We start from the raw sequence: 26,007 nt of genomic DNA, 5'->3' as shown, positions 1-26,007 counted from the left end.
ACATGTCTGCGGATCTCACCGCGAGGCCGGATCCACCGTCCCCGGTGACGGTTCCGTCTCCCACAGCGCCCACACGCTTCCACGCCCGCATGACGGCGGTTCCACACTTCTTCGGAGTGGCGCTCGCCGTGTATGCGGGCGTCGTCGCGTTGTGGTCGCTGTCGCCCACATTGCGCGTCTGGCTTCACACGCCGCGCGAGTACATCGACGAGTACTACTTCGACGCCCCCGATACGAGTCTGTCGTTCGCGCTCGTCGTCGCGGTGCTCGCCGCCGCGATCGCGGGGCGCAAGCGCATCGCCTGGTGGATCCTCACGATCTACCTCGGCGGGTTCGCGCTCACGAATCTGATGCTCGCGATCGTGGACCGCGATCCGAGCCACCTCGGCGCTTTGATCGTGCACCTGCTGCTCGTGGGCGTACTGCTGCTCTCGTTCGGCGAATTCGACACGCGCGTGCGGCCGGGGTCCATTCCGTGGTCGTTGGTGGTCCTCGTGGGAGGACTCGTCACCGCGACATTGATCGGCTGGGGGCTCGTCGAACTATTTCCCGGAACTCTGCCTCCCGAGGACCGCTTGTGGTGGGCAGTCAATCGCGTCACCGCCTTGACCTTCATCGACAACGACCAGTTCAGTGGGCACACGCACTGGCTCGTCAGCACCACCCTCGGGTTCCTCGGCGCACTCGCGTTGCTTGCCGCACTGTTCGTCCTGTTCCGATCCCAACGCTCGTCGAATGCGCTCACCGGGACAGACGAATCCGCAATCCGGCGACTGCTCGATCAGCATGGCAACGACTCGCTCGGCTACTTCGCAACGCGACGCGACAAGGCGGTGGTGTTCGCACCGAGTGGTAAGGCTGCCGTCACCTATCGCGTCGAGATCGGTGTGTGCCTTGCCTCGGGCGATCCTGTGGGTGATCCCGAGGCGTGGCCGCACGCGATCGACGAATGGCTGGGCCTTGCCCGCGCGTACGGATGGACACCTGCCGTGATGGGCGCGAGCGAAGAGGGCGCCCGGGCGTATCACCGTGCCGGACTGTCGGTCCTGCAGCTCGGCGACGAGGCGGTATTACACACACAGGGATTCTCCCTCACCGGCCACGACATGAAGCCGGTGCGACAGGCCGTCAACCGGGCACGCAAGCACGGTGTGTCCGTACGGATTCGACGACACTTCGATGTCGGCACCGGCGAGATGGCCAATGTGATCCGGCTCGCCGACGCCTGGCGCGACACCGACACCGAACGCGGATTCTCGATGGCACTCGGCCGGCTGGGCGATCCACTCGACGCGAACTGTCTTCTCGTCGAGGCGATCGTCGACGGCACACCGGTCGCGATGCTGTCACTCGCGCCCTGGGGTGAGAACAGCGTGTCGCTCGATCTGATGCGTCGTGACCCGGCGGCACCGAACGGTGTCGTCGAGTTCATGGTCACCGAGCTCGCCACCCACGCATCACTTTTCGGAATCGAACGAATCTCACTGAACTTCGCGGTCTTCCGCTCCGCGTTCGAAGAGGGCTCTCGCATCGGGGCCGGACCGATCATGCGGTTGTGGCGATCGATCCTGCTGTTCTTCTCCCGGTGGTGGCAACTCGAAGCTCTCTACCGATCCAATGTCAAGTACCACCCCGAATGGGTGCCGCGTTTCCTCTGTTTTCGCGACAACCGCGAGATTCCGCGTATCGCACTGGCTTCGTCGGTTGCCGAGGGCTTTCTCACGGTGCCCAGTTTCGGTCGCCGGAAACTTTTGAAGCACACCGGTACCCATTCGATGCTGCCGGTCGATCCCGATGCGGTGCCCGACGACGGAAGTGCCTCGGAGGCCGACTCTGCCCCCTCGCGATCGGCACACTCCGGCGGTAATCGCCGAGGTCCTGAGCAGGACCGCGTACGGATGAATACGTTGGAGAGGATCGTCGAGTACGGCGTCGACCCGTATCCGGTCGCCGACGCACCGACCCATACCGTTGCCGAAGCCCGCGAGACGATCCGCGGGGGGCCGGTCCAGGTAGCCGGCCGGATATTACGGATCCGCGATTTCGGCGGAGTCCTGTTCGCCGTCGTGCGTGACTGGTCCGGTGATGTGCAGATCCTCGTCGATCGCGAACGTGTCGGTGGCCGCCAATTCCTGTTCGACCTCGGCGATCTCGTTGAAGTCTCCGGCGAGATGGGTCGCAGTCGCACCGGGGAGGTCTCCTTGCTGGCCGACTCGTGGCGAATCAACGGTAAGTGTCTGCATCCGCTGCCCGACAAGTGGCGCGGTCTTGTCGATCCGGAGGCGAAAGTTCGCCAGCGGTACGTGGATCTGGCGATCGACCGCAACGCACAGCGGCTACTGGCTGCCCGCAGTGCCGTGGTGCGGTCCCTGCGCGACCAACTTCAGGGCGTCGGGTATCTCGAGGTCGAGACACCGATCCTGCAGTCCGTACACGGCGGGGCCAATGCCGCGCCGTTCACCACGCACATCAACGCCTACGACACCGACCTGTATCTGCGGATCGCACCCGAGTTGTATCTCAAACGCCTGTGCGTGGCCGGAATGGAGAAAGTGTTCGAGATCGGACGCGTATTCCGCAACGAAGGTACAGATTTCAAGCATAATCCGGAATTCACGATCCTCGAGGCATACGAGGCGCACAGCGACTACGAAAAAATGCTCACACTCGCCCGCACCCTGATCCAGCGGGCAGCGGTCGCCGCGCACGGACGCGAGATCATCGTTCGCCGTGACGACCACGGCACGCCGGTGGAGATCGACATTTCGGGTGAGTGGCCGATCAAGACCTTCCACGACGCGTTGTCCGAGGCCCTGGGCACGTTCGTCGACGCCGAAACTCCGGTCGAGGTCCTGCGCCGGATGTGCGACGAGCGCTCGATCGCTTACGACCCGGCCTGGGATGCGGGTGCCACGGCGCAAGAACTCTACGAGCACCTCGTTGAATCCCGTACCGAATTTCCCACGTTCTACACCGACTTCCCCACATCCGTCTCACCGCTGACCAGACCGCACCCGCGCAAACGTGGTGTCGCGGCGAAGTGGGACCTGGTCGCATGGGGTGTCGAACTCGGCACCGCCTACAGCGAACTGACCGATCCGATCGATCAGCGGGCGCGGCTCACCGAGCAGTCGCTTCTCGCCGCGGGCGGCGACGAGGAAGCGATGGAGCTCGACGACGATTTCCTGCACGCACTCGAGTACGCGATGCCGCCGACGGGTGGTCTCGGTATGGGCGTCGACCGGATCGTGATGTTGATCCTCGGTGGGAGTATCCGCGAATCACTCGCATTCCCGTTCGTAAAGCCGCGGCATTCGCAAAGCTGACGTCGAATACACATTTTCCCTGCACCGGACGGTTGACACCCTTCACAGCAGGCAGATCACACTTCGGGCTTTTACCCGAACTTTGGGTGGAGATTTGTACAAGATCACCCTCGAGGGGTAGAACGTATTCCAGCGCACTTTCTCACGCGCCGAAATAGCCCTGTGTGGAAGGAAAACCGAGCGTGAAACTCCGCCGCAGCAGCATCTTCCAGCTCGGCAACTGGCGGCTGAGATACAAACTCGGTGTCGTCGTCGCCGTGCCTCTCCTCGCAGCGATGCTGCTCGGCGGTCTCCGCATCAGCACTCAGCTCGAGGAGTCGAGCCGGTACGATGCCCTGTCCGGCCAGATCGCCGTCGCACCGGCACTGCTCGAGTACTCGACCGCACTCGTGAGCATGGTGACCGTGACCGGCCTCGGAATTCCACCGACGCTGGCTACCTCGGAAGACGTCACCACAACGATGCGACAGGTGGTCGACACGGCAGACGAGAGCGGACTCGGCCCAGCCATCCACAAAGAACTCGACGCACTCCTCACCGACGGTGCGATTCTTCACGACGGCGTGATGAATTCGGGCATGGCTGCGGAGGAACGGGAGCGGCGCACCACCGATTTCCTGGTCAGATGCAAGAACATCTTCCGCGACATCTTCGACCTCCTCGAAGACAACGACGCACTCGTCGACGCCTCCAACCTGATCACTGTGTGGGACGCACAGCTCAACCTGCTCAGCCAGATGGAAACGCTCGGCATGCTTGCAACCAATCCCGATGCGGCACAGGCCGCTGCATTGAAGGCCATCGACAACGAGGAGTCGACCCTGCGGCTCCTCCTGGGGTCGCGGCTCGATACCGGCCAGATCGAAGGAATGCTCGGCGACATCGCAGCACGCCGTGCGCTGATCCAGAACTACACACCCACCCGCCAATTCGGTGAGCAACTACGCGGTTCGATGGTGGCGGCTTCTGCGCCGTACGCCGACAGCATCGTCTATGCAAGCGATCAGATCACGACGACACTCGACCGCCTCACCTCCGACGCCCGATCCGACGCCATCCGCGACTCGATCCTGATCGGCACGCTACTCGTGGTCGCGCTCGGACTCGGCCTGCTCGTCGCGCGATCTCTTGGCCTCCCACTCCGCCGGCTCCGCAAGGAAACCCTGGCCGCTGCCGAGACCGAACTCCCCAACGCAATCGCCGCAGTGAAAGACGGCGCCGACGTCGAGAGCGTCCGCCTCGCACCGATCGGCATCGAGACCACCGAGGAGATCGGCCAGGTGTCGCGAGCGGTGGATTCGATGAAGAACGAAGCTCTCCGGCTCGCAGGCGAGCAGGCACACCTGCGACAGCAGGTGAACGTCATGTTCGAAACCCTCGCACGACGAAACAAGACTCTTGTCGAACAGCAGCTCTCGCTCATCGATTCGCTCGAATACCAGGAGAAGGATCCCGCCCGCCTGCAAAGCCTGTTCTCCCTCGACCATCTTGCAGCGCGCATGCGTCGCACCGGCGAGTCGTTACTCGTGCTCGCGGGCACCCGGCCTCGCACCCGCACATCCCCGGCGCCGCTCACCGACGTGTTGCGGGGCGCGGTCTCCCAGGTCGAGAACTACCAGCGGGTCCACATCGGACGCACCCCGCACGGATATCTCCTCGGAAGCGCCATCGACGATGTCGTGCACCTGATCGCGGAACTCGTCGACAACGCTCTGCGAGCATCACCTCCCAACAGCCCGGTCCGTCTCGAGTTCGCCTCTGCCGAAGGCGGCGGGCTTCTCCTCGAGATCGCCGATGTCGGAATCGGCATCCCGCGCGACGCACTCGCTCAGATCAACAGCCGTCTGTCCGACGGCGACGAGGCCGATGTCAACGCGCCCCGACAGATGGGCCTGTTCGTAGTGGGCCGTCTCGCCGCGCGCAACGGCATGAACGTCAGGCTCCGCCCCACGTTCGACTCGGACACCAATGCCGGTGTGACCGCATCGGTCTACTTTCCCTCGTCCTTGCTCGCCGAAATCCAGGCACCGAGTACGACTGCGGTCACCGAACGTCCGCGTCGACTCTCCCGAGAAGACGACGCGGCACCGTACATGCAGGGTGGTCGCTGAAGTACCCCGTGTTTCACGTGAAACGGGAGCGTTCCCGCCAAAAAGCCGCGACGTTCGTCCTGTGACCCGCACCTGCACCACAGGCGGCCAACTGTAAGTGGTGCACGGAGGGTGTACAAGATCACATATCTCATGTAGAACGATGCGCTGGGGTGAAGAGCAGAAGTATTTGCTTCGTCGGAATTCATTCGCGGAGGGAACAACTCGAACCATGAGCCAGCGCAGTATCCGGGGGGCTCAGCCGCGCAATTGGCGGTTGGGATACAAGCTCGGTGTCGTCCTCGCAGTCCCATTGCTCGCCGCTAGCGTACTCGGAGGGTTCCGTGTGTCCTCCCAACTCGAGGATGCTCAGCGCGCCGCGACGCTCGCCGACCAGATCGCGGTGGCCCCCGCAATGCTCGATTTCTCGCGTGCCGTACTCAGTGTGGCGACGACGGCATCGCTCGGGCTGCCCGCCGAGTACATGTCGACGGACGACATCGAACGGTCGATGGCTTTCGCCGAACGGGTTTCGGCGAGAAGCGATCTCGATCCGAATATCGCGCAGGACATCGACTTGGTGCTGGCGGATGGCGAGACGCTGTACCTCGCCGCGGTCAATGCGCAGATCGCCCCCGACGAACTGCGCCGCACCACCACCGACTTCCTGACGCGCTGCCGGAACATCATCCGCGTCGTGTTCGACCTCCTCGAAGGCAACGAGGCGCTGGTGGACGCCACCAACTTGCTCAACGTCTGGGATGCCCAGAGCAACCTGCTCGCACAGATGGAATCGTTCCGCTTTCTGGGCACCAACCCTGAGGCCGCGCAGGTGGTCGCCCAGAGCGCAATGAACAACGAGGAAGCGACGCTCCGTCTGCTTCTCGGTTCCCGCCTCGACACCGGGCAGATCGACGGCATGCTCGCCGACATCGAGGGCCGGCGTGCCCTCGTCCGAACCCTGGAGCCCACTCCCGAATTCGGTGAGCAACTGGGTTACGCGATGATCGCGGCCTCCGAGCCCTACAGCGCCGCCATCGAAAGCGCCACCCGGGAGATCACCCTCACGCTCGATCGGCTCGCATCCGACGCGCGCACCGCCGCGATCCGTGACGCGGTCGTAGTGGGCGCAATCCTCGTGCTTGCCCTCGTCATCGCACTACTCGTTGCCCGGTCCCTCTCGGTTCCTATGCGCCGCCTCCGCGACAGCACGCTCGCGGCGGCGAATACCGAACTGCCCGCGGCCATCGCAGCTGTCAAGGACGGGGCCGAAGTCGAGAGCGTCCGCCTTGCCCCGATCGGCATCGACACCGACGAGGAGATCGGTGAACTCGCGAGAGCTGTGGACTCGATGAACACCGAGGCACTCAGACTGGCCGGCGAGCAAGCCCACCTCCGTAAGCAGGTGAATGTCATGTTCGAAACGCTGGCGCGACGCAACAAGACTCTGGTGGAACAGCAGCTCTCGCTCATCGACTCCCTCGAATACCAGGAGAAGGACCCGGCACGGCTCCAGAGTCTGTTCTCGCTCGATCACCTCGCCACGAGAATGCGTCGCACGGGCGAATCTCTGCTTGTGCTGGCGGGCACTCGGCCGATCACCCGCACCTCACCGACACCGCTGTCGGACGTGTTGCATGGCGCGGTGTCCCAGGTGGAGAGCTATCAGCGTGTCCGGATCGGGAGCACTCCGCACGGATATCTGCTCGGATCAGCCGTCGACGACGTCGTGCACCTGATCGCCGAGCTCGTCGACAATGCGCTGCGCGCGTCGCCCCCGAACAGTTCGGTCCGGGTCGAGTTCTCGCCGGCCGTGGGGGGCGGGCTCCTCCTCGATATCGCCGACGTCGGGATCGGTATCCCACGCGATGCGCTCGACAAGATCAATTCCCGTCTCACCGACGGCGACGGGGTCGATGTCAATGCGCCTCGCCAGATGGGCCTGTTCGTGGTGGGGCGGCTGGCCGCGCGTAACGGACTTTCGGTCCGTCTTCGCCCGACCTTCGATTCCCAGACAAATCCAGGGGTGACGTCATCCGTCTACTTTCCGGCGACGCTGCTCGCTGAGGTACACGACGCCACTCCCACCGCCCTCATCGAACGGCCAAGAAGGTTGCCCCAGTGGGATGAGGCCCCGCAGGAGCGCATACCGGCCGGTCAATGACGCTCGTAGCCCCCACTGAGTTTCACGTGAAACCGGGGTCGAGCATGCCCAGGCCCAGTCGCGTGACATGGTGTTTCCGTGCAACTTCTTCTGATCCGCCATGCCCAACCGGAATACGCCCGCGTGAACCTGGGGCGCGCTGATCCGTCCCTGACCGAACAGGGTCTGGTCCAGGCCGGACGGCTGGTGGAAGCACTCGCGCCCTACCGGATCGCGCTGTTGTTCTCGAGCCCGCAGCTGCGAGCCCTCCAAACAGCCCAGCCGCTCGCCGACCGGCTGACGCTGCCGGTCGAGCAGATCGCGGGCCTCGCGGAGTACGACTACGAGCTCGATCACTACATTCCGTTCGAAACCGCGAAAGAACTCGGATCCGACGCCTATCAGCGCATCCTCGCTGGCCACCTTCCCGATTTCGTCGATGCGGAACTTTTCCGCACTCGGGTGCTCACGTCGGTCGAGCAGGTCGTTTCCTCGTGTGCGCATGAGGAGACCGCGGTGGTCGTCGCGCACGGCGGTGTCATCAACATCGTGCTGCAAGACCTCCTCGGGCTCGAGCTGCCGCTGGCATTCCCGATCGAATACGCATCGGTCACGCGCCTTCTCGTCTCCCGTGCGGGTCGGCGGCGGGTTGCGTCGATCAACGAGACCGGGCATGTGCGCGACACATTGCGCGTGTGAAACCGGTACACCGGCCGAGCGCAGCTCCTACGCTGAGGGACCATGCGCACCTTCAGCCGAACAGTGTCCATAGTTGCTCTGGCCGGCGCTGCGGTGCTCGGCACCGCAGGCACCGCAGCTGCCGACGAGTGGCCCTCCGACAACGGCGCGGTGACCGTCGTCGTACAGCCCGACTTCCTCGTTCCGAGCGACGGCGAATTCTGGAATCCGCTGGTCGCGAAAAACCGTCTCACCTCACCGTTCGGTGAGTCGACGCGAATCGAATGTACGCAATTCCACGGTGTGCTCCTCGAGTGCTGGCAGGCCGACCAGAACGGAAATCCGCACAAGCTCACCGCACTCCCGTTCAACTTCCCCGCGGTCACCGGTTCCGCGGAGCCGGGTGGAGGCCCGTCGCACTTCGTGTATCTCGGCTGATATCGGAAGCCGCGTCGTCCACTGCCACACCGGCTCACCCATCCGCTTCATGTTCGGTACCGAAGTCCTCCCCGACATGACGGAAGGACGGGTGCATGACGACGAACGAGGAGAGCACGCACGCGGGCGACTCGGAAACGGGGAATCGCAGACCGCATGCGCGGCCCGTGCTCGCAGCGCGGGCGCTCGCCGGGATACTGGCCGCCGCGGTCACCCTGGGAGTGGGCGAACTCGTAGCGGTGCCGTTCGGATCGTCCGCGTCCCCGTTCTTCGCAGTCGGATCCACGACCGTCGACCGAAGTCCTTCGTGGGCGCGTGAAATCGCGATCACCGCCTTCGGCACCAACGACAAGGCGGCGCTGTTCATCGGGATGAGCATCCTGATCGCGGTGTTCGCCGCGCTCGCCGGGGTCGTCGAGCGGCCCGGGCGCCCCTACGGCAGTCTCGTTCTCGTGGGCCTCGGCCTCGTCGGGGTGTATGCAGCCACGACCCGGCCCGGTGCGACCGTCGTCGACGCCGTTCCGACGATCGTGGGTGTTGCCGCAGGCCTCGCAACCTTGACCATTCTCACTCGGTGCGCACTCGGGATCGACCATGCGACACACGCAGGCTCAGGGATTCCCCGCCGACGATTTCTCGTGCTGGCAGGCGCCGCTGCTGCCGTCGCAGTGTCCGCCGGTGTGGCAGGCCGTCACCTCGCGGGCTCGATCGCCGGTGCAGTCCGCAACCGCATGGCCTTCGTTGCACCACTCGTGAAGACGGCCGATCGTGCGCCGGCGGTCGCACCCGGCTCCGAGATCGCAGTCCCCGGCGCGACACCGTTCATCACCGGCAACAACACCTTCTACCGCATCGATACCGCTCTACAGGTGCCGATGCTCACCACCGACGACTGGGCACTGCGGATACACGGCATGGTCGACCGGGAGATCACCTTGAGCTGGGACGATCTCACGGCTCGCACACCCGTCGAACGGACCATCACTTTGACCTGCGTGTCCAACGAGGTCGGCGGGTCTCTCGCAGGCACCGCCACGTGGATCGGCTACCCGATCAAGGACCTACTCGACGAGGTGGGCATCTCGCCCGACGCCGACATGTTGTTGTCGACCAGTGTCGACGGATTCACCGTGGGCACGCCGACAGCACTCGTGCGTGACGGCCGGGACGCACTGCTCGCGGTGGCGATGAACGGCGAGCCGCTACCGTTCGAGCACGGCTACCCGGTCCGGCAGGTGGTCCCCGGACTGTACGGATTCGTCTCGGCCACAAAGTGGGTCGTGGACTGGGAGGTGACACGGTTCGACCGGGCACAGGCGTATTGGACGCGTCGCGGTTGGGCCGAGCAGGCACCGATCAAGACAGCATCCCGGATCGATGTTCCGGCGCCGTTCGCACGTGTCACCGCAGGTGAGGTCCTGGTCGCGGGTACGGCATGGGCCCAGCACCGCGGTATCGCCCGGGTCGAAGTGCGGGTAGACGGAGGCCCGTGGGACGACGCGACCCTAGCCGAGGAATACTCCGTCGACACCTGGCGTCAATGGCATTGGAGGTGGCAGGCCGTGCCCGGCACGCACACTCTTCAAATACGGGCGACCGATCGAGGCGGCGAGGTCCAGACCGAACTGCGCGTCGAGCCGATCCCCGATGGCGCCAGCGGATGGCACACCCGCTCGATCACCGTCGTGTGAGCACTGTGGTGTGGGCACGGTGAGCCGGACACATGCCGTTTCGTCGTGTTGGATGGAAGACATGCCCTCTCGGTACGCGCAGATCCGACGATGGCGAGCCGGAACCGCTATCCGCGCCCGCCTCCACGACCTGACCGGCACGCTGGTCGTGGTCACCGGCGGTGCAAGCGGAATCGGTCGCGCTTCCGCTCGCGCTTTCTCGGCCGCGGGCGCGATCGTTGTGGTGGCGGACAAAGATCTCGACGGTGCGCTCGAAACAGTGCATCTGATCGACAATCCCGACTCTGCAGGTGGTTCGACCGCCGTCTTCGGCGGCGGCGGCGCACATGCCTACGAGCTCGATGTCGCAGACGAGGCGCAGGTCCGTGAGTTCGCGAAGACTGTCCGGTCACGGCACGGAATTCCCGACGTGCTCGTCAACAACGCGGGCTTCGGAGTCATCGGCGCCTTCGTCGACACACCGCAGTCGGTCTTCGAAGATGTCATGAACACCAACTTCTGGGGCGCGGTGTACGGGTGCCGCTCGTTCACCACACAGATGGTCGAACGGGGTACCGGGGGACACATCGTAAACGTGTCGTCGGCAGCAGCGTTCATGACGCAGCGGAACCTGACCGCCTACTCGACGAGCAAAGCCGCAGTTTTCATGCTTTCGGAATGTCTACGCGCCGAGCTGATCGAGCACGGCATCGGTGTCACCGTGGTGTGCCCGGACCTGGTGAACACGAATCTGACCCGGAACACCGAATACGTCGCTCCCAGCAAGGAGAAGCGCGCCGCTCGCCGCGAGCGCGCGCAGTCGATCTACCGCAGACTGCACGTCGAACCCGAGCGTGTGGCCGATGCGATCGTCTCCGCAGTGCGCCACAATCGGCCCATCGTCACCGTTGCTCCGGGTGCGAAGGCCAGGAAGTGGCTGAGCCGCTTGGCTCCCCGCGTAGTGCGAGTGGGATCGCGTTTCGATCTCGATTGATGGCCGCAGAGCCCGCGTCACACCTTCGACGCGAGCCAGTTGTTGAGCCAGACCGTTGCCGTCGTGCCGCGGTCGTCGACCGCGTAGTTCGAGTAATCCTGGTGGATCTGCGACCCGTAGAACTCGCGGATCTGCGTCTCGCGTTCGACGTTCGCCTCGGGGCTGATCTGCAACTGCAGCGTGGGCACCCCACCGGCCGACATGATGTCGTTGTAGAGGATGGTGGCCTCGTCTCGATAATGCTCGAATGCGTCGGGGCTCGTTCCCGCGGTGATCGCCAGGAACCCGGCGAGGCGCGTCACGTAATCCTCGCGGGGCGTCGAGCAGTACAGGTCGCCGACGGCGCAGATGGTACGGACGTCGGGGCTCACGAATCCGAATCCGCCGACACGGGATCCGCCGGCACCATTGCCGGGCACGGGAGGCCCGACGAGCGCGTCGGTTTCGGAGCGACGTGGATCGGAGATCAGGCCGACCGCGGTGAGTCGGTGCGGCGGGACCACGCCGAGCCCGGTACCGATCTCGGCAGCGAGATCGCCCGCAGCGTCGGCGCCCTGGCTGTAGCCGACAAGCGCGAAGTCAGTGCCCGGGCAGTGCGCTGCGGTGCGGGCGATCAGGTCGCGGGCGTTGTCGACGGCCCGGTTTCGGGAGACCCCGTACATGTCGCCTTCCCACGGGAACGCGGTGGCCGGGTATTGCACGTAGTCGACTCGGGCACCGGCCGGTAATCCGGACGTGACCTGAGCCAGCATGCCGTTACCACGCTCCGGGTCCGGGGTGCTCGACGTTTCCCACGTTCCGGGCACCGCGATCACATTCAACGTCGGGCAGCCACCCGGATCTGCCTGCGCTGCAGGAGCTGCCACGATCGAACCCACCACGGCGGCAGCCGCCGCCCACATCGTCGATGCCTTACCGAAACGCATCCGAAATCCCCCGGCCTCGTTGTCATGTCACGCCACGCCCACAGTGTCCATTACGAATATGACACATTCGTGAACACGGCGTGATATGAGTCCCCGATCCTCAGGGCAGAAAAGTTCTATCCACGCACCACGGTGACGGCTCCGCCGCCGATGTTGGTGACGAACACATTGCTGGTTCCGTGATCGAGGGAGGTGACCGGATCGGGTTTCTCGACGACCCGCGAGACCGGCCCTCCCGCTCGATCCACCACGGTCACCGCCGGACCGAACAAGTTGGTGACGTAGACGTTGCCGGTGATCGGGTCGGTGACCACCATGCCGGGCGGAGCAGGGATCTCGGCCGGCAGCGGCCCAGCCGCATGGTCCCAGTCGCGCACCTCGACGGAGCCCGTGCCGATGTTGGTGACGAACACACCGTCGCTGCCCGCGTCGAGTTCGAGTTGCGGCATCGCCTCGGGTGCGCTCGACGTCTGCTGCGGCTGCGGGGTGACCGAGTCGCGATGGACGGTGACGGCGCCTGTCCCGAGGTTCGTGACCGCGATATTGCCGAGGCCACCGTCGACACGCATCTCGAGCGGAGCATCCGCCAGGTAGTTGCGGCCCGGTTCGCGCCCCTCCGGGTGAGTGACATGCACAGCGCCCGGCCCGACGTTGGTGATGCAGGAGTTGCCGCTGCCACCGTCGACACCGAGCAGTTGCAGACCGTCGAAGCCGAAAATCGGTGCCACCGGGGCGGCCCCGTCCACCGAGACGGTGCCACCGCCGTTGCGGACGCATTCGCTCAGTGGGTCGGCCGCCGCCGTCGGTGCCGCCAGCACGGCCATCGCGGTAGCGCCGGCACCGACCGCGACCACCGCCAGTGCCCGGGCGGTGACACTCCGTGATGCAGTCATGCGCAGAACGATAACTGCTCGGGCACCGGGGCGGCGCCGGAACACACCGGGCCGCCCACCGGCGTCCGGTGGGCGGCCCTGTGTGAGCGAGTCAGCGCTGCGGCACTGTCCGCGTGGTGATCGGAACGGGAAGCGCCGTTGCTCCCTCGAGGTACTGGTCGACCGCAGCCGCGCACGAGCGGCCTTCCGCGATGGCCCACACGATCAGCGACTGACCGCGACCCATGTCGCCGGCGACGAACACACCGTCGACGTTGGTGTTCCACTCCGACGAGCGGGCGACGTTGCCGCGCTGATCGAAGTCCACACCCAGATCGGTGAGCAGTCCGGGCTTCTCGGCGCCGGTGAAGCCCATCGCGAGCAGCACGAGGTCCGCCTCGAGCTCGAAGTCGCTGCCCTCGACCTTCTCGAACTTGCCGTTGACCATCTGCACTTCGTGTGCCTTCAGTGCGGTGACCTTGCCGTCCTTACCGACGAACTGCTCGGTGTTGACCGAGAAGACCCGCTCGCCGCCTTCCTCGTGCGCGGACGACACCCGGTACATGAGCGGGTAGGTCGGCCACGGGGTCGAGTCGGCGCGCTCCTCCGGCGGGCGCGGCATGATCTCGAACTGGTGCACGCGCTCGGCACCCTGCCGGTGCGAGGTACCCAGGCAGTCGGCGCCGGTGTCGCCGCCGCCGATGATGACGACCTTCTTGCCCGTTGCCGTGATGGTGGGTGCGGGCAGGTCGCCGAGCTGGACGCGGTTCGCGATGGGCAGGAACTCCATCGCCTGGTGGATGCCGTCGAGTTCGCGTCCCGGGATGGGCAGGTCGCGTGCAACAGTGGCACCGCCGGCAAGGACGACTGCGTCGAACTGTTCACGCAACTCGTCGGCGGTGATGTCGACGCCCACGTTCACGCCGGTGCGGAAGACGGTGCCCTCGGCCTCCATCTGTGCGAGACGGCGATCGATGAACCGCTTCTCCATCTTGAACTCGGGGATGCCGTAGCGAAGCAGACCACCGATGCGGTCGGCACGCTCGAATACCGTGACGCTGTGGCCGGCGCGGGTGAGCTGCTGCGCTGCAGCAAGTCCGGCCGGGCCGGAGCCCACGACCGCGACCTTGCGTCCGGTGAGCTTCGACGGCGGAATCGGGGTGACCTTGCCCTCGTCGAATGCCTTCTCGACGAGCTCGACCTCGACCTGCTTGATGGTGACGGGGTCCTGGTTGATGCCCAGCACGCACGACGCCTCACATGGCGCGGGGCACAACCGGCCCGTGAACTCCGGGAAGTTGTTCGTGGCGTGGAGCCGTTCGATGCCGTCGTCCCACTTGCCCTTGTAGGCGAGGTCGTTCCACTCGGGGATCAGATTCCCGAGAGGACAACCGTTGTGGCAGAAAGGGATTCCACAGTCCATGCAGCGGCTCGCCTGGATCTGGAGGGACTCGAGCGGGAACGGCTCGTAGACCTCCTTCCAGTCGAGCAGCCGAAGGGGAACCGGACGACGGACCGGTGTTTCGCGAGAACCGTGCTTCAGGAAGCCGTTCGGATCAGCCACGAGCCGCCTCCATGATCGCTTCGTCAACGTTCGCACCACGAATGGTGGCGTCCTTGATAGCCATGAGAACCTTCTTGTAATCGCGAGGCATCACCTTCGCGAAGTGGCCGACCTGCTGTGACCAGTCGGCCAGAATACGGGCTGCAACCTCGGAGCCCGTCTCGTCACGATGTCGCTCGACGGCACCCTTGAGCCAGACGAAGTCCTCGCCTTCGAGGTCTTCGAGATCGACCAGCTCGGTGTTCAGGTTGTCTTCGAATTCCTTGTCCGGGTTGTACACGAACGCGACACCACCCGACATACCTGCGCCGAAGTTGCGTCCTGTCCTGCCGAGGATGACGACCTTGCCACCCGTCATGTACTCGCAACCGTGGTCGCCGACGCCCTCGACGACAGCGGTGGCTCCCGAGTTACGCACCGCGAAGCGCTCACCGGCGATACCGCGGATGAGTGCTTCACCACCGGTCGCGCCGAACAGGATCACGTTGCCGGCGATGATGTTGTCCTCGGCGACGAATCCGGGCGCCACGTTCTCCGGCGGACGCACCACGATGCGGCCACCCGACAAGCCCTTGCCGACGAAGTCGTTGGCATCGCCGAACAGATTCAGCGTGATGCCCTTGGGGACATACGCACCGAAGCTGTTACCTGCCGAGCCGGTCAGGGTGATGTCGATCGTGTTGTCCGGCAGCCCCTCCGCGCCGTAACGCTTGGTGAGCTCGTGTCCGAGCATCGTGCCCACCGTGCGGTTGACGTTGGTGACGGTGGTGGCGATCGACACCGGGGTACCCGACTCCAGAGCGGCCTGCGCCTTGACGATCAGCTCGTTGTCGAGAGCCTTGTCGAGCGCGTGGTACTGCTCCTTCGTGCAGTGCATGTCCTGATCGGTGAAGATCGGCGACGTCACCTTCTCGAGCAGCGGTGACAGATCGAGCTTCGATGCACGGTAGTGGTCGACGGCCTTGGCGGTGTCGAGGCATTCGACCTCACCGATGGCCTCGTCGAGGCTGCGGAAGCCGAGCTCGGCAAGGTACTCGCGCACCTCCTCGGCGATGAACAGCATGAAGTTCTCGACGAATTCCGGCTTGCCCGTGAACCGCTTGCGCAGCACCGGGTTCTGCGTCGCCACACCCACCGGGCACGTGTCCAGGTGGCATACGCGCATCATGATGCAGCCCGACACGACGAGCGGCGCGGTCGCGAATCCGAACTCCTCGCCACCGAGCAGCGCCGCGACCATCACGTCGCGACCCGTCTTCATCTGACCGTCGACCTGCACGACGATGCGGTCGCGCAGACCGTTGAGCATCAGGGTCTGCTGGGTCTCGGCGAGACCGATCTCCCACGGTGCACCCGCATGCTTGAGTGATGTCAGCGGCGACGCACCCGTGCCGCCGTCGTGGCCCGAGATGAGCACGACGTCGGCGTGTGCCTTCGAGACACCCGCCGCGACCGTGCCCACACCGAGCTCGGAGACGAGCTTGACGTGAATGCGAGCCTGCGGGTTCGCGTTCTTCAGGTCGTGGATCAGCTGCGCGAGATCCTCGATCGAGTAGATGTCGTGGTGCGGCGGCGGCGAGATGAGGCCGACGCCCGGCGTCGAACCACGCACCTCGGCGACCCACGGGTACACCTTGTGCGGCGGCAGCTGACCACCCTCACCGGGCTTGGCACCCTGCGCCATCTTGATCTGGATGTCGGTGCAGTTCGACAGGTAGTGCGACGACACACCGAAGCGGCCGGACGCGACCTGCTTGATCGCCGAGCGACGGAAATCGCCGTTCTCGTCCGGAGTGAAGCGCGAGGGATGCTCGCCGCCCTCACCGGAGTTGGAGCGCCCACCGAGGCGGTTCATGGCGATCGCGAGGGTCTCGTGAGCCTCCGCCGAGATCGAGCCGTAGCTCATCGCGCCCGTGGAGAACCGCTTGACGATCTCGCTGGCAGGCTCGACCTCGTCGATCGGAACCGACGGGCGCAGGCCCGTCTTGAACTCGAAGAGTCCACGCAGCGACGCGAGCCGCTCCGACTGGTCGTCGACGAGCTTCGTGTACTCCTTGAAGATCTTGTACTGGCCCGTGCGCGTGGCGTGCTGGAGCTTGAAGACCGTGTCCGGATTGAACAGGTGGTACTCGCCCTCGCGACGCCACTGGTACTCGCCGCCCACTTCGAGCTCACGGTGCGCATGCTCGGACGGGCGATCGAGGAACGCCATCCGGTGCCGCGCAGCGACATCCGCCGCGATTTCCTCGAGGCCGACACCGCCGAGCTGGCTCTGCAGTCCGGTGAAGTACTCGTCGACGAGCTCCTGCGACAGGCCGATGACCTGGAACAGCTGCGCGCCGGTGTAGGACGCGAGCGTGGAGATGCCCATCTTGGACATGACCTTGAGCACGCCCTTGGACGCTGCCTTGATGTAGTTGGCGATGGCCTTGTCGAGGGTCATGCCGTCGGGCAGGTCACCGTTCTGGAGCAGCTCGTCGATGCTCTCGAACGCCATGTACGGGTTGACCACGGCCGCACCGAACCCGCACAGGGCGGCAATGTGGTGCACCTCGCGGGCGTCACCGGCCTCGACGAGCAGCCCCACCTTGGTACGGGTCTTCTCGCGCACGAGGTGGTGGTGCACCGCGGAGGTGAGCAGCAACGATGGGATCGGGGCGAGCTTCTCGTCGGACTCGCGGTCGGACAGCACGATCAGGCGCGCGCCCTTGTCGATCGCCTGCGATACCTGCTCGCGGATGCTCTCGAGCGCGGTGTGCAGGCCCTTCGCACCCTCCGCGACGGGATAGAGACCGCGCACGATCACGCTGTTGAACCCCGGGTACTGCTTCTTGTCGTTGACGTGGATGAGCTTCTGCAGGTCGTCGTTGTCGATGACCGGCGCCGACAGCAGGATCTGGCGGCACGACTCCGCGGTGGGCCGCAGCACGTCACCCTCGGGACCGAGCATGCCGCCGAGGCTTGTGACGATCTCCTCGCGGATGGCGTCGAGCGGCGGGTTGGTGACCTGGGCGAAGAGCTGCGAGAAGAAATCGAACAACGTCCGCGGACGCGACGAGAGCACTGCGATGGGAGTGTCGGTGCCCATCGAGCCGAGCGCCTCACCGCCGGTCGCTGCCATCGGCTTGATCAGCAGATCCACTTCTTCGCGGGTGTATCCGAACACCTGCTGGCGCAGTACGACACGCTCGTGCGACATGTAGGTGTAGTGGGACGGCGGGAGGTCCTCGAGACGGGAAACACCCTTCTCGATCCACTCCTCGTACGGATGCTCGGCAGCGAGCTCCGACTTGATCTCCTCGTCCTCGACGATCCGCCCCTTGGCGGTGTCGACGAGGAACATACGCCCCGGCTGGAGGCGACGCTTGCTGATGATCTTCTCGGCCGGGATGTCGAGCACACCGACCTCGGAGGCCATGACGACCAGACCGTCGTCGGTGACCCACGCGCGCGACGGGCGCAGGCCGTTGCGGTCGAGGACGGCACCGATGACCGTGCCATCGGTGAAGCACACCGATGCGGGTCCGTCCCACGGCTCCATGAGTGCCGAGTGGTACTCGTAGAACGCGCGGCGGGCGGGATCCATCGCCTCGTTCCGCTCCCACGCCTCGGGGATCATCATGAGCACGGCGTGCGGCAGGCTGCGGCCACCGAGGTGCAGCAGCTCGAGCACCTCGTCGAAACGTGCGGTGTCGGATGCGTCCGGGGTGACGACGGGGAAGATCTTCTCGAGCTTGCCGCGTCCGCCGAACACGTCGGTGTCGATGAGCGCCTCGCGGGCGCGCATCCAGTTCGAGTTGCCGATGACCGTGTTGATCTCACCGTTGTGTGCGACCCGGCGGAACGGATGCGCGAGCGGCCACGACGGGAACGTGTTGGTGGAGAAACGCGAGTGCACGAGGCCCAGCGCCGACTCGACACGCTCGTCCTGCAGGTCGCGGAAGAAGCCCTTGAGCTGGGGCGTCGTGAGCATGCCCTTGTAGACGAACGTCGTCGCCGACAGGCTCGGGAAGTACACGGTCTCGCTACCGGGGCCGTCCTGGCCGGCTCCGCCGCTGCCGAGTTCGTGTTCGGTGCGCTTGCGCACGACGTAGGCACGTCGCTCGAGGTCCAGGCCCGTGAGGGCCCGCGCGCCCGACGCAACGAAGATCTGGCGGAACGTCGGCATGGCGTCCTTGGCCATCGAGCCGAGATCGGAGGTGTCGATCGGCACCTCGCGCCATCCGAGGACCTCGAGGCCCTCTTCCTCCACGATCCGATTCACCGCTGCCTGCGCCTCGTCGGCTGCGTCCGAGCCCTGGGGCAGGAAGGCCATGCCGGTGGCGTAGGCGCCGGCGGCGGGCAGGGCGAAGTCCACGACCGCGCGGAAGTATGCGTCGGGGACCTGGATGAGGATGCCGGCGCCGTCGCCGGTGTTCTGTTCTGCGCCCGCAGCGCCGCGGTGTTCGAGATTGACCAGCGCGGTGATCGCCTTCTCGACGATGTCGCGGCTGCGTCGACCATGCATGTCCACGACAAACGCGACGCCACAGGAGTCGTGCTCGTTTGCCGGGTGGTAGAGCCCTCGAGGCCCGGGAAGATGAGTCATACCTAGCCTTCGTTGCGGTGATGGCAACTGACGACCAGCAACACTGATGGCCATCTACTGCTGTAGATGGGTACCGACCCGGGTGCGCCGATACCTTGTCCTCGTCAGTATCCGCCCATCCGCGACGGTGCGGGTGCCTTTTTCGGCAGCGCGGGATCGAACCTGACGATCGGTGGGACATCGTGGGCCCACCGCCTCGCAACAAACGATATGCCAGGCCACCGGGGGTTACGCAAGCAAGGCTGCCCTACTTTGCACGTGAGCAGCGGAAATATGCCGGTAACAGGCCCGTAGCGGCGGCGTCACCGCGCGTGCTGCGGACGCAGCACGGCTTCGACGATGCGGCGAATCCCCTCCCTCGGGTCCGGGTCGCTTCCGGACGTCAGCCGATGCAAGATCACCCCGTCGAGATAGTCGACGAGAAGCCGCGCACCGGCGTCGGATTCGCCTGGGCCGTCCGCTCCGAGATCTGCCAGCATCGTCGCGCCCCACGTCCTCAGCTCGCTGCGTCTGATCTCCACCGCGGCGCGAAGTTCCGGCACGGCCATGGCCTCGACGAACATCGCGAAGCGCGCCCGGGTCCGCACCGCGTCGCTGTCGGTCGCGAACAGCACGTATCCGCACAACAGATCCACGAGCTCGCGTTCGTCGCGCGGCGCTGCCGATGCGGCGCCGGCAAGCGCCGCCACGTCGGCCCGGTCGCGTTCGAGAAGGCGATCGAGGACTCCTTCGACCAACGCGTGACGCGTGCGGAAGTAATTCGACGTCGACCCTGCCGGAACGTCGGCGATCGAGTCGACGCGCCGGTGTGTGAGTGCGCGCAGGCCTTCTGTTCCGAGCAGTTCGATCGCTGCGTCGAGCACGGTGGTGCGTTTGTCGGTCACGGCATGATCCTACGACCCGGACTACGGATGTAGTGACACGGCACTACATCCGTAGTATCTTGCAGGCATGGCCACCGAATATGCAGGAAAAGCCGCAGTGCTCGGCGCAGGAATCGGCGGGCTCACCACAGCGAACGCCCTCGCCACCCGCGGCTGGCACGTCGACGTCTTCGAACGGGCCGCAGCGCCGCCCACCACCGGCACCGCACTGGGACTGTGGCCCGAAGCCCTCGAGGCACTCGAACACGCCGGCCTGGGCGGACAAGCGCAGCGCCTCGGTGTTCTGCAGAAATCCGGCGCACTCGTGAGATGGGACGGTAGGGTGCTCGGACGCTTCAGCGACATCCGAACGCCGGCGATCCTGCTGTCACGTCCCGTCCTGCTCGGGCTCCTGATCGGGGGCCTCCCGCCCGACACCGTCCGGTTCGGGAGTGCCGCTCCCGAACTCGCCGACCTCACCGGCTACGACGTCACGATCGGCGCCGACGGCATCGGCAGCACAGTCCGAGACCAGATTTTCGGCCCCTCGTACCGCCCTGTGCACTCCGGATATGCGGCATGGCGCGGATGGGTTCCCGGAGCCACCACCGCGATGAGCGAGACCTGGGGTCCGGGCGCACTCTTCGGGATCACCCCGCGCGACGGCGACCTCACCAACTGGTTCGCGGCAGTCCGCACGCCCGCGGGTGGAGCAGGCACGGTCGACGAGCTGCGCGCACGCTTCGGCCACTGGCACCGCGGCGTGGGCGACGTCCTCGACAGGCTCGATCCCGCGGACGTTCTGTATCACGATCTGTACGAGTCACCGGCCCTGCCGTCGTACGTACGGGGCAACACCGCACTGATCGGCGACGCAGCACACGCGATGACACCCAACCTCGGGCGGGGCGCGTGCGAAGCGATGGTCGACGGCGCGACACTCGCCACGTTGCTGACCGAGCATCCGGTGAGCGAGGCGCTTCGCCTCTACGACCGCGCACGACGTCGTCGCACACAACGGCTGGTTCGTGCGTCGCGGATGGTCGCGCGGGTGGCCACGGCGTCCCGGCTCACCGCTGTGCGCAACGCCGTGATCGGTACCGCCGTCAGATTCGCCTGAGATCCGATGGAACCGATCGGACATCTGCTGCGTCCAATCCTGATGGGACTGTTTCAAGATCAGGAGCTGGTTGCGGATGACGTGGTTGCAGGTCGACATCGACGCACTGAGAGCCCTGGCGTCGGCATTGACGTCGGAAGCCGAACTCATCGGCGAGCTGAAGCCGGAGGCTCCGCTCGCGGCGGCGGCCACAACCATGACGTCGTCAGCGGTCGGTGGCGCTCTCACGCGCGCCGAAGCTCCGCTGCGCACCGCCTACCACGCCATGTCCGTCTGCCTGCACCGCATGGCCGAAGCAACATCCGCCGGCGCGATGAACTACGAGACCGCAGAGGACGAATTCAGGCGGCAGGTCGATGCAGTGGGAAGCAGCTTCGAGAGCACGGGGACCTCTGAAAGCACGGTGTCGTAGATGTCGACGCTCTCGCAGATCCGAGCACTCGACCCCGCGGCGCTTGCATCAGCAGCCGACGGTGTCGAAACCACCAACAGCGCGTTCGGCAAGGCAACCGACCAGGTCGACCGCCACGTCGACCACACGTTCAGCACGTGGCAGGGCGATGCTGCCGCGGCCGCAGCGGCGCGCGCGTGGAGCGATCGGGTCGTCGGCCGTGGAATCGACAACGCGGTCGCCGAACAGGTCGAGGCACTTCGTGCCGCGTCGGCCGCACTGGTCCCCGCGCGAGACACCGTGGTCCGTATCGCCGACAACGCGATCGGCGCCGGGTTCACCGTCCACGACGACGGCAGTGTCATCCCACCCCGGTGCGACTCGGGAGACCCACGCACCGACGTCGTCGCGCAGGCGTGCCTCGACGAGGAGGCCGCCACATTCGAGGTGCAGTTGAAGTCTGCGCTGAGTACCTTCGAGCAGCTGGACAGCAGCGCAGCCGACACGATCGACCAGATCACCATCCGGCTGTCGACATTCGGAGGAGACTTCCGGACTCAGGGCCTGTGGACGACGGGCGGGCCGGACGGCGACGCGGACGCCGCACTCGTCTCGTCCGGCCGCGCCCGCGATTCCGACCTCGAACGCATCGGACGGGCCTTGTCCGCCGACCGCGGTGTGAGCATCGAATACCTGGACGCCTTCTACAACGGACTCGGACAGGACGAGTTGACGGAACTGTTCGCGACTTTCAAGGGATGGGAGGCTGACGGCGATCCGAATGCGGCAGATTGGGCCGACGCAGTGGGCAACGGTCTGCTCACATTGTCGAACCCCGACTACGGCGGCAGCTGGGAGCGGGTGCCGCAGGACATCCGCGACACCATCCACTACGGATACGAACCCGGGCCTCGTGAACCCGGTTCGGGCGTCCGACTCGACCGTCTCGATGCGCTCGGGGCCGTACTCGGCGAGGCGAATCCCGAGTATCGGCCCGGCACCGAGATGGGGATCGAGCTGAATCGGGTCGCGGGATACTTGGCGGGCGTGCCCACCTACGCCGACCCACACTTGGTCCCCACCCCGGATCCGTCGTACTACGACGAGACCGCCCGGACTTTCCTCGACATCGGCACGCGCAATCCCGATGCCTCGCACCACCTGTTGACGGGTACCGATGTCGACGGCACTCCTTCGGACTTCGACCGCGACGAAGTGCTCGTGCCCCTGCTGACCCGCGAGTGGGAGGACGAAGGCGCGACCCTGGCAGGTCTCACCGACTGGATCGCTGCAGACGCGATACCGTCAGATCCATCCGACCCCGCCGACATTGCACGCGCGCAGCGAGCCGGACAGGCGGCGTTCGGTCTGGCCGAAGTGTTGTCGTCACCCGAATCGGCCTGGGACGGCGGCAACAACTTCGACCGCTTCCTCCACATGCCCGAGCCCGATGGGCATCTCTCCGATCGAACCCTCGGAGAGGTCAACCCTCTGGCAGTCCAGTCATTCTCGGAAGCGCTCGCACCGTACGCTTCCGACATGGTCGGGGCAGACGAAGACGCCACACCCACTCACGGTTTCGGCGACCTCGGCCCTGTCCCGGCGACCCGCGTGTTCACTCTCCTCGACACCGATCCTTCGGCTGGGGCGCTCATCAACGGCGCAGCGCTCGCGCAGGCCACCGACTTCGATCGTCGGTTCGCGCTGGATCAACTGGGAGGTGAGGGGAAATACACCTACGGAACGTATTCGGGCCGGTTGCAGAGTCTCGTCGAGGTCGGTTTGAGCAGTGCGTACGAGAACGAGAGGATGACCGAACAGGCCGCGATCGACACGCGGAACCAATACCGTTCCGATGCTTTCGCGGTCGCGCAGACTCTTGTCACCGGTATGGTCGCAGCACTTCCCGGCGGTATGGCAACCGGGCCGATCGTCTACTCGGTCGGGGTTCTTGCGGACTCCGAAATCATCAATGCCGAAGGACAATACGTGGGGAGGCCATCGGGAATCGACGGTGTCGATACATCGATGTATCTGACCGACACGCGCGCACAGAACACGATGACCTACAACATGCTCAGCGCTCTAAGCGATTCCGGAGCTATCGAAGAAACAACACTTCCATCCGAACTGCTGGAGAATCGAGAACTTGCCCCTCGCGACAGAATTGAAGATGGGACATTGACAAACCACGCTCCCCTGGCGCTAGCCAACGCCGGGATATCCAGAGAGCTCATGAACCATTATCTTCTTGTTGCTGCGGCTGGTGAAGCAGATCTCCGCAACATCGTGTACGCCGACCAAAGAGATGGCGAAGCCGGTTTCCGGGAGGTACTCCTCGGCAATACGGTCGCATACGGCGGCGGGCGATGGGACTACTCGTAGTGAATATCAGCGCCGTACAGATACTTCGTTCTATTGCTCTGGTCTCGAGTACCTTTGTGCTCACCTCCTGCTCACACGGCTTTCTAGAAGAACCGACCCCGGCAACACCCACAGCGATCGAACCCTCGCAGTACCGACCCCCAGCACAGGTTCGCAACGCCACCTATACATGGTCCGCCGAACCCGGAATCGACTTGTTCGACGACCGTGGACGCCTGATCCGCGCCGCATACGAATCCATGATCATTGCCCACTACGGTGGCATCGACACGACCTACCCTGGATTCAGCGAAGCCCTTGCCGCCGAGTACGCCTCCCGTGTCGATACGCGCTGGGATCGATCACTTGCGGGCACCATGCGATCGCACATCATGCAAATTGTCGAGACAGACACTGGATTCAAGGCAACTGTATGCAGCCAAGCGTCTCACTTCGCAATCAAGGAAGCCGACGGCACATACCGCATCACCAACTTCTCCGGGAGGGAAGAGTACGTCCAGTTCGACCACACAGTCGAAACCCCGCCGATCGATCCGGAAATACTATGGCCGACAACACAATATGCTGGTCCCTTTCCCGCCCCAGAGGACTCCCCTGCATCCGAACACCAATGGTCCGCCCCTACCGAAGACCTCTTCACCGGTACCGGCTGGACCATCACCTTCGGCGCCGACCTCGGCGAAACCATGCACCGCTGCCAAACCTGGGGACGCAGCATCGAACCCAATGTCCCCGACGAGGGCTCAGAACGCGTCCTCTCCCGCATCCCGCCCGACACGCTGCCCGCCTACCCCGGCTGGGACGAGGGTTCCAGATGAATGCCAGAAACCTCACCTACATAACACTTGTCACCACCGCAATGCTGACCATGGCCGGGTGCACCGCAGAACCAGCCGAACCCACCACACCCGAACCCGTCGAACCGGCGCAGTACCGCCCGCCAGCACAGGTTCGCAACGCCACCTATGCATGGTCCGCTGAAAACGGTATCGATCTACTCGACGAACGTGGCCAACTCGTCCGCGCCGCACACGAGTCCATGATCATCGCGCACTACGGGGGCATGGACGCGACCTACCCTGGATTTGCGAAAGTACTCGATCCTGAGTTCGCCTCCCAAATCAACACACGCTGGGACAGATCACTCGCTGGCACCATGCGATCGCACATCCTCCAGATCACCGAGACCGACATCGGCTTCAAAGCAACTGTATGTAGCCAGCCTTCACACTTCGCGATCCGTGAAGCCGACGGGACGTACCGCATCACCAACGGGTCCGGGAGTGAGGAGTACATCCAGTTCGACCACATCGTCTACACCCCCGACAACCCAAGACTCGACCCCGAAGACTTCTGGCCGACCGTACACAACACCGGGCCATTTCCAGAGCCACCAGGCCTGCCAGTATCCGAACACCAATGGTCCGCTCCCACCGAAGACCTCTTCACTGATACCGGCTGGACCATCACCTTCGGCGCCGACCTCGGCGAAACCATGCACCGCTGCGAAGACTGGGGGCGCAGCATCGAACCCAATGTCCCCGCCGAAGGCTCCGAAACCATCCGCTCCCCCATCCCACCCAAGACCCTGCCGGCCTACCCCGGCTGGTGAACCGAAGGAGAACGTCGTGACTCGAACCGAAGAGTTCTCGTCGAAGGTCCGCAGGATCCAGGACGAGATCGACATGATCAGAGGTTGCGGAACGTCGCACGGGATCGTGATGACCGTGTCACCCACCGGACGGATCGTGGGACTCCAGGTCCCTCCCCACGCGTACGACCTGTCGCCCCGCGTCCTCGCCGACCGCATCGCGAGCGCGCACGCCTCTGCCTATGCGGACGCGAATGAGAGGGCACGGAACATCAGAGCGGAACTCGCCGAGGACCCCAGGGTCCGTCGCATCATGTCCGGAACCGAAAACTCCCTGACCAGCAGTTCCAGGGTCAGGTGAACTACCC

At 65.0% G+C, this 26,007-nt stretch carries 18 protein-coding genes; 13 read left to right on the top strand and 5 right to left on the bottom strand.

The features are described from left to right. The first annotated feature begins 44 nt into the window (after nt 1-44). The 7 genes from lysX (at nt 45) to EV641_RS24430 (ending at nt 11,339) form a co-directional block, all read left to right on the top strand. Complete coding sequence (lysX, locus tag EV641_RS24460; protein ID WP_347238249.1) at nt 45-3,326, top strand: bifunctional lysylphosphatidylglycerol synthetase/lysine--tRNA ligase LysX; 3,282 nt, start codon at nt 45-47, stop codon at nt 3,324-3,326. 182 nt (nt 3,327-3,508) lie between these two features. Then, nucleotides 3,509-5,437, top strand: coding sequence for an ATP-binding protein (locus EV641_RS24455; protein WP_241997442.1), 1,929 nt, complete (start codon nt 3,509-3,511; stop codon nt 5,435-5,437). Between the two features lie 211 nt (nt 5,438-5,648). Continuing rightward, nucleotides 5,649-7,580: an ATP-binding protein gene (locus EV641_RS24450; RefSeq protein ID WP_054714053.1), complete on the top strand. Its 1,932-nt coding sequence runs from the start codon at nt 5,649-5,651 to the stop codon at nt 7,578-7,580. Between the two features lie 78 nt (nt 7,581-7,658). Further along, nucleotides 7,659-8,258 (top strand): histidine phosphatase family protein, encoded by a 600-nt coding sequence (locus EV641_RS24445; RefSeq protein ID WP_132475231.1) that lies wholly within the window; start codon nt 7,659-7,661, stop codon nt 8,256-8,258. A 42-nt stretch (nt 8,259-8,300) separates the two neighbouring features. Further along, entirely contained in the window at nt 8,301-8,675 is a 375-nt protein-coding gene (locus EV641_RS24440) for a hypothetical protein (RefSeq protein ID WP_054714056.1), read from the top strand. A gap of 95 nt (nt 8,676-8,770) precedes the next feature. Then, entirely contained in the window at nt 8,771-10,366 is a 1,596-nt protein-coding gene (locus EV641_RS24435; protein WP_132475228.1) for a molybdopterin-dependent oxidoreductase, read from the top strand. A gap of 61 nt (nt 10,367-10,427) precedes the next feature. Further along, complete coding sequence (locus tag EV641_RS24430; protein WP_132475225.1) at nt 10,428-11,339, top strand: SDR family NAD(P)-dependent oxidoreductase; 912 nt, start codon at nt 10,428-10,430, stop codon at nt 11,337-11,339. A gap of 17 nt (nt 11,340-11,356) precedes the next feature. On the opposite strand, the gene EV641_RS24425 is transcribed toward EV641_RS24430, so the two are convergent. The 5 genes from EV641_RS24425 to EV641_RS24405 form a co-directional block, all read right to left on the bottom strand. Then, nucleotides 11,357-12,265, bottom strand: a complete 909-nt coding sequence (locus EV641_RS24425; RefSeq protein ID WP_241997441.1) for a cutinase family protein — start codon at nt 12,263-12,265, stop codon at nt 11,357-11,359. A gap of 116 nt (nt 12,266-12,381) precedes the next feature. After that, nucleotides 12,382-13,158, bottom strand: a complete 777-nt coding sequence (locus tag EV641_RS24420; protein WP_132475222.1) for a hypothetical protein — start codon at nt 13,156-13,158, stop codon at nt 12,382-12,384. Between the two features lie 91 nt (nt 13,159-13,249). Then, a complete protein-coding gene (locus tag EV641_RS24415; RefSeq protein ID WP_132475220.1) occupies nt 13,250-14,701 on the bottom strand; it encodes a glutamate synthase subunit beta in 1,452 nt (483 codons plus the stop codon). Next, nucleotides 14,694-19,289, bottom strand: coding sequence for a glutamate synthase large subunit (gene gltB / locus EV641_RS24410; RefSeq protein ID WP_132475218.1), 4,596 nt, complete (start codon nt 19,287-19,289; stop codon nt 14,694-14,696). Before gltB ends, EV641_RS24415 begins: the two co-directional genes overlap by 8 nt. Nucleotides 19,290-19,591: 302 nt before the next feature. After that, nucleotides 19,592-20,173, bottom strand: coding sequence for a TetR/AcrR family transcriptional regulator (locus EV641_RS24405; RefSeq protein ID WP_132475216.1), 582 nt, complete (start codon nt 20,171-20,173; stop codon nt 19,592-19,594). A 67-nt stretch (nt 20,174-20,240) separates the two neighbouring features. Here EV641_RS24405 and EV641_RS24400 point away from each other — a divergent pair, with 67 nt between their 5' ends. The 6 genes from EV641_RS24400 (at nt 20,241) to EV641_RS24375 (ending at nt 26,000) form a co-directional block, all read left to right on the top strand. After that, entirely contained in the window at nt 20,241-21,272 is a 1,032-nt protein-coding gene (locus tag EV641_RS24400; RefSeq protein WP_132475214.1) for an FAD-dependent oxidoreductase, read from the top strand. 76 nt (nt 21,273-21,348) lie between these two features. Continuing rightward, nucleotides 21,349-21,684 (top strand): hypothetical protein, encoded by a 336-nt coding sequence (locus EV641_RS24395; protein WP_132475212.1) that lies wholly within the window; start codon nt 21,349-21,351, stop codon nt 21,682-21,684. Continuing rightward, nucleotides 21,685-24,048, top strand: a complete 2,364-nt coding sequence (locus EV641_RS24390; RefSeq protein WP_132475210.1) for a hypothetical protein — start codon at nt 21,685-21,687, stop codon at nt 24,046-24,048. Beyond that, nucleotides 24,048-24,866, top strand: coding sequence for a hypothetical protein (locus EV641_RS24385; RefSeq protein ID WP_241997440.1), 819 nt, complete (start codon nt 24,048-24,050; stop codon nt 24,864-24,866). The genes EV641_RS24390 and EV641_RS24385 overlap by 1 nt, the downstream gene beginning before the upstream one ends. Then, complete coding sequence (locus EV641_RS24380; RefSeq protein ID WP_241997439.1) at nt 24,863-25,660, top strand: hypothetical protein; 798 nt, start codon at nt 24,863-24,865, stop codon at nt 25,658-25,660. Before EV641_RS24385 ends, EV641_RS24380 begins: the two co-directional genes overlap by 4 nt. A gap of 16 nt (nt 25,661-25,676) precedes the next feature. After that, nucleotides 25,677-26,000: a YbaB/EbfC family nucleoid-associated protein gene (locus EV641_RS24375; RefSeq protein WP_132475208.1), complete on the top strand. Its 324-nt coding sequence runs from the start codon at nt 25,677-25,679 to the stop codon at nt 25,998-26,000. The last annotated feature ends 7 nt before the right edge of the window (nt 26,001-26,007 follow it).

It is taken from the genome of Rhodococcus sp. SMB37 (assembly GCF_004345605.1).
Lineage (GTDB): Bacteria > Actinomycetota > Actinomycetes > Mycobacteriales > Mycobacteriaceae > Rhodococcus.
Note: the sequence above shows the minus strand (reverse complement) of the source record. Positions and strands in the feature narration are given on the sequence as shown.

Coding starts and splice junctions, on each gene's coding strand:
- EV641_RS24450 (WP_054714053.1), top strand. CDS start 5,649: ATGAGCCAGCGCAGTATCCGGGGGGCTCAGCCGCGCAATTGGCGGTTG.
- gltB (WP_132475218.1), bottom strand. CDS start 19,289: ATGACTCATCTTCCCGGGCCTCGAGGGCTCTACCACCCGGCAAACGAG.
- EV641_RS24400 (WP_132475214.1), top strand. CDS start 20,241: ATGGCCACCGAATATGCAGGAAAAGCCGCAGTGCTCGGCGCAGGAATC.
- EV641_RS24390 (WP_132475210.1), top strand. CDS start 21,685: ATGTCGACGCTCTCGCAGATCCGAGCACTCGACCCCGCGGCGCTTGCA.
- EV641_RS24420 (WP_132475222.1), bottom strand. CDS start 13,158: ATGACTGCATCACGGAGTGTCACCGCCCGGGCACTGGCGGTGGTCGCG.
- EV641_RS24425 (WP_241997441.1), bottom strand. CDS start 12,265: ATGCGTTTCGGTAAGGCATCGACGATGTGGGCGGCGGCTGCCGCCGTG.
- EV641_RS24395 (WP_132475212.1), top strand. CDS start 21,349: ATGACGTGGTTGCAGGTCGACATCGACGCACTGAGAGCCCTGGCGTCG.
- EV641_RS24435 (WP_132475228.1), top strand. CDS start 8,771: ATGACGACGAACGAGGAGAGCACGCACGCGGGCGACTCGGAAACGGGG.
- EV641_RS24430 (WP_132475225.1), top strand. CDS start 10,428: ATGCCCTCTCGGTACGCGCAGATCCGACGATGGCGAGCCGGAACCGCT.
- EV641_RS24440 (WP_054714056.1), top strand. CDS start 8,301: ATGCGCACCTTCAGCCGAACAGTGTCCATAGTTGCTCTGGCCGGCGCT.
- EV641_RS24380 (WP_241997439.1), top strand. CDS start 24,863: ATGAATGCCAGAAACCTCACCTACATAACACTTGTCACCACCGCAATG.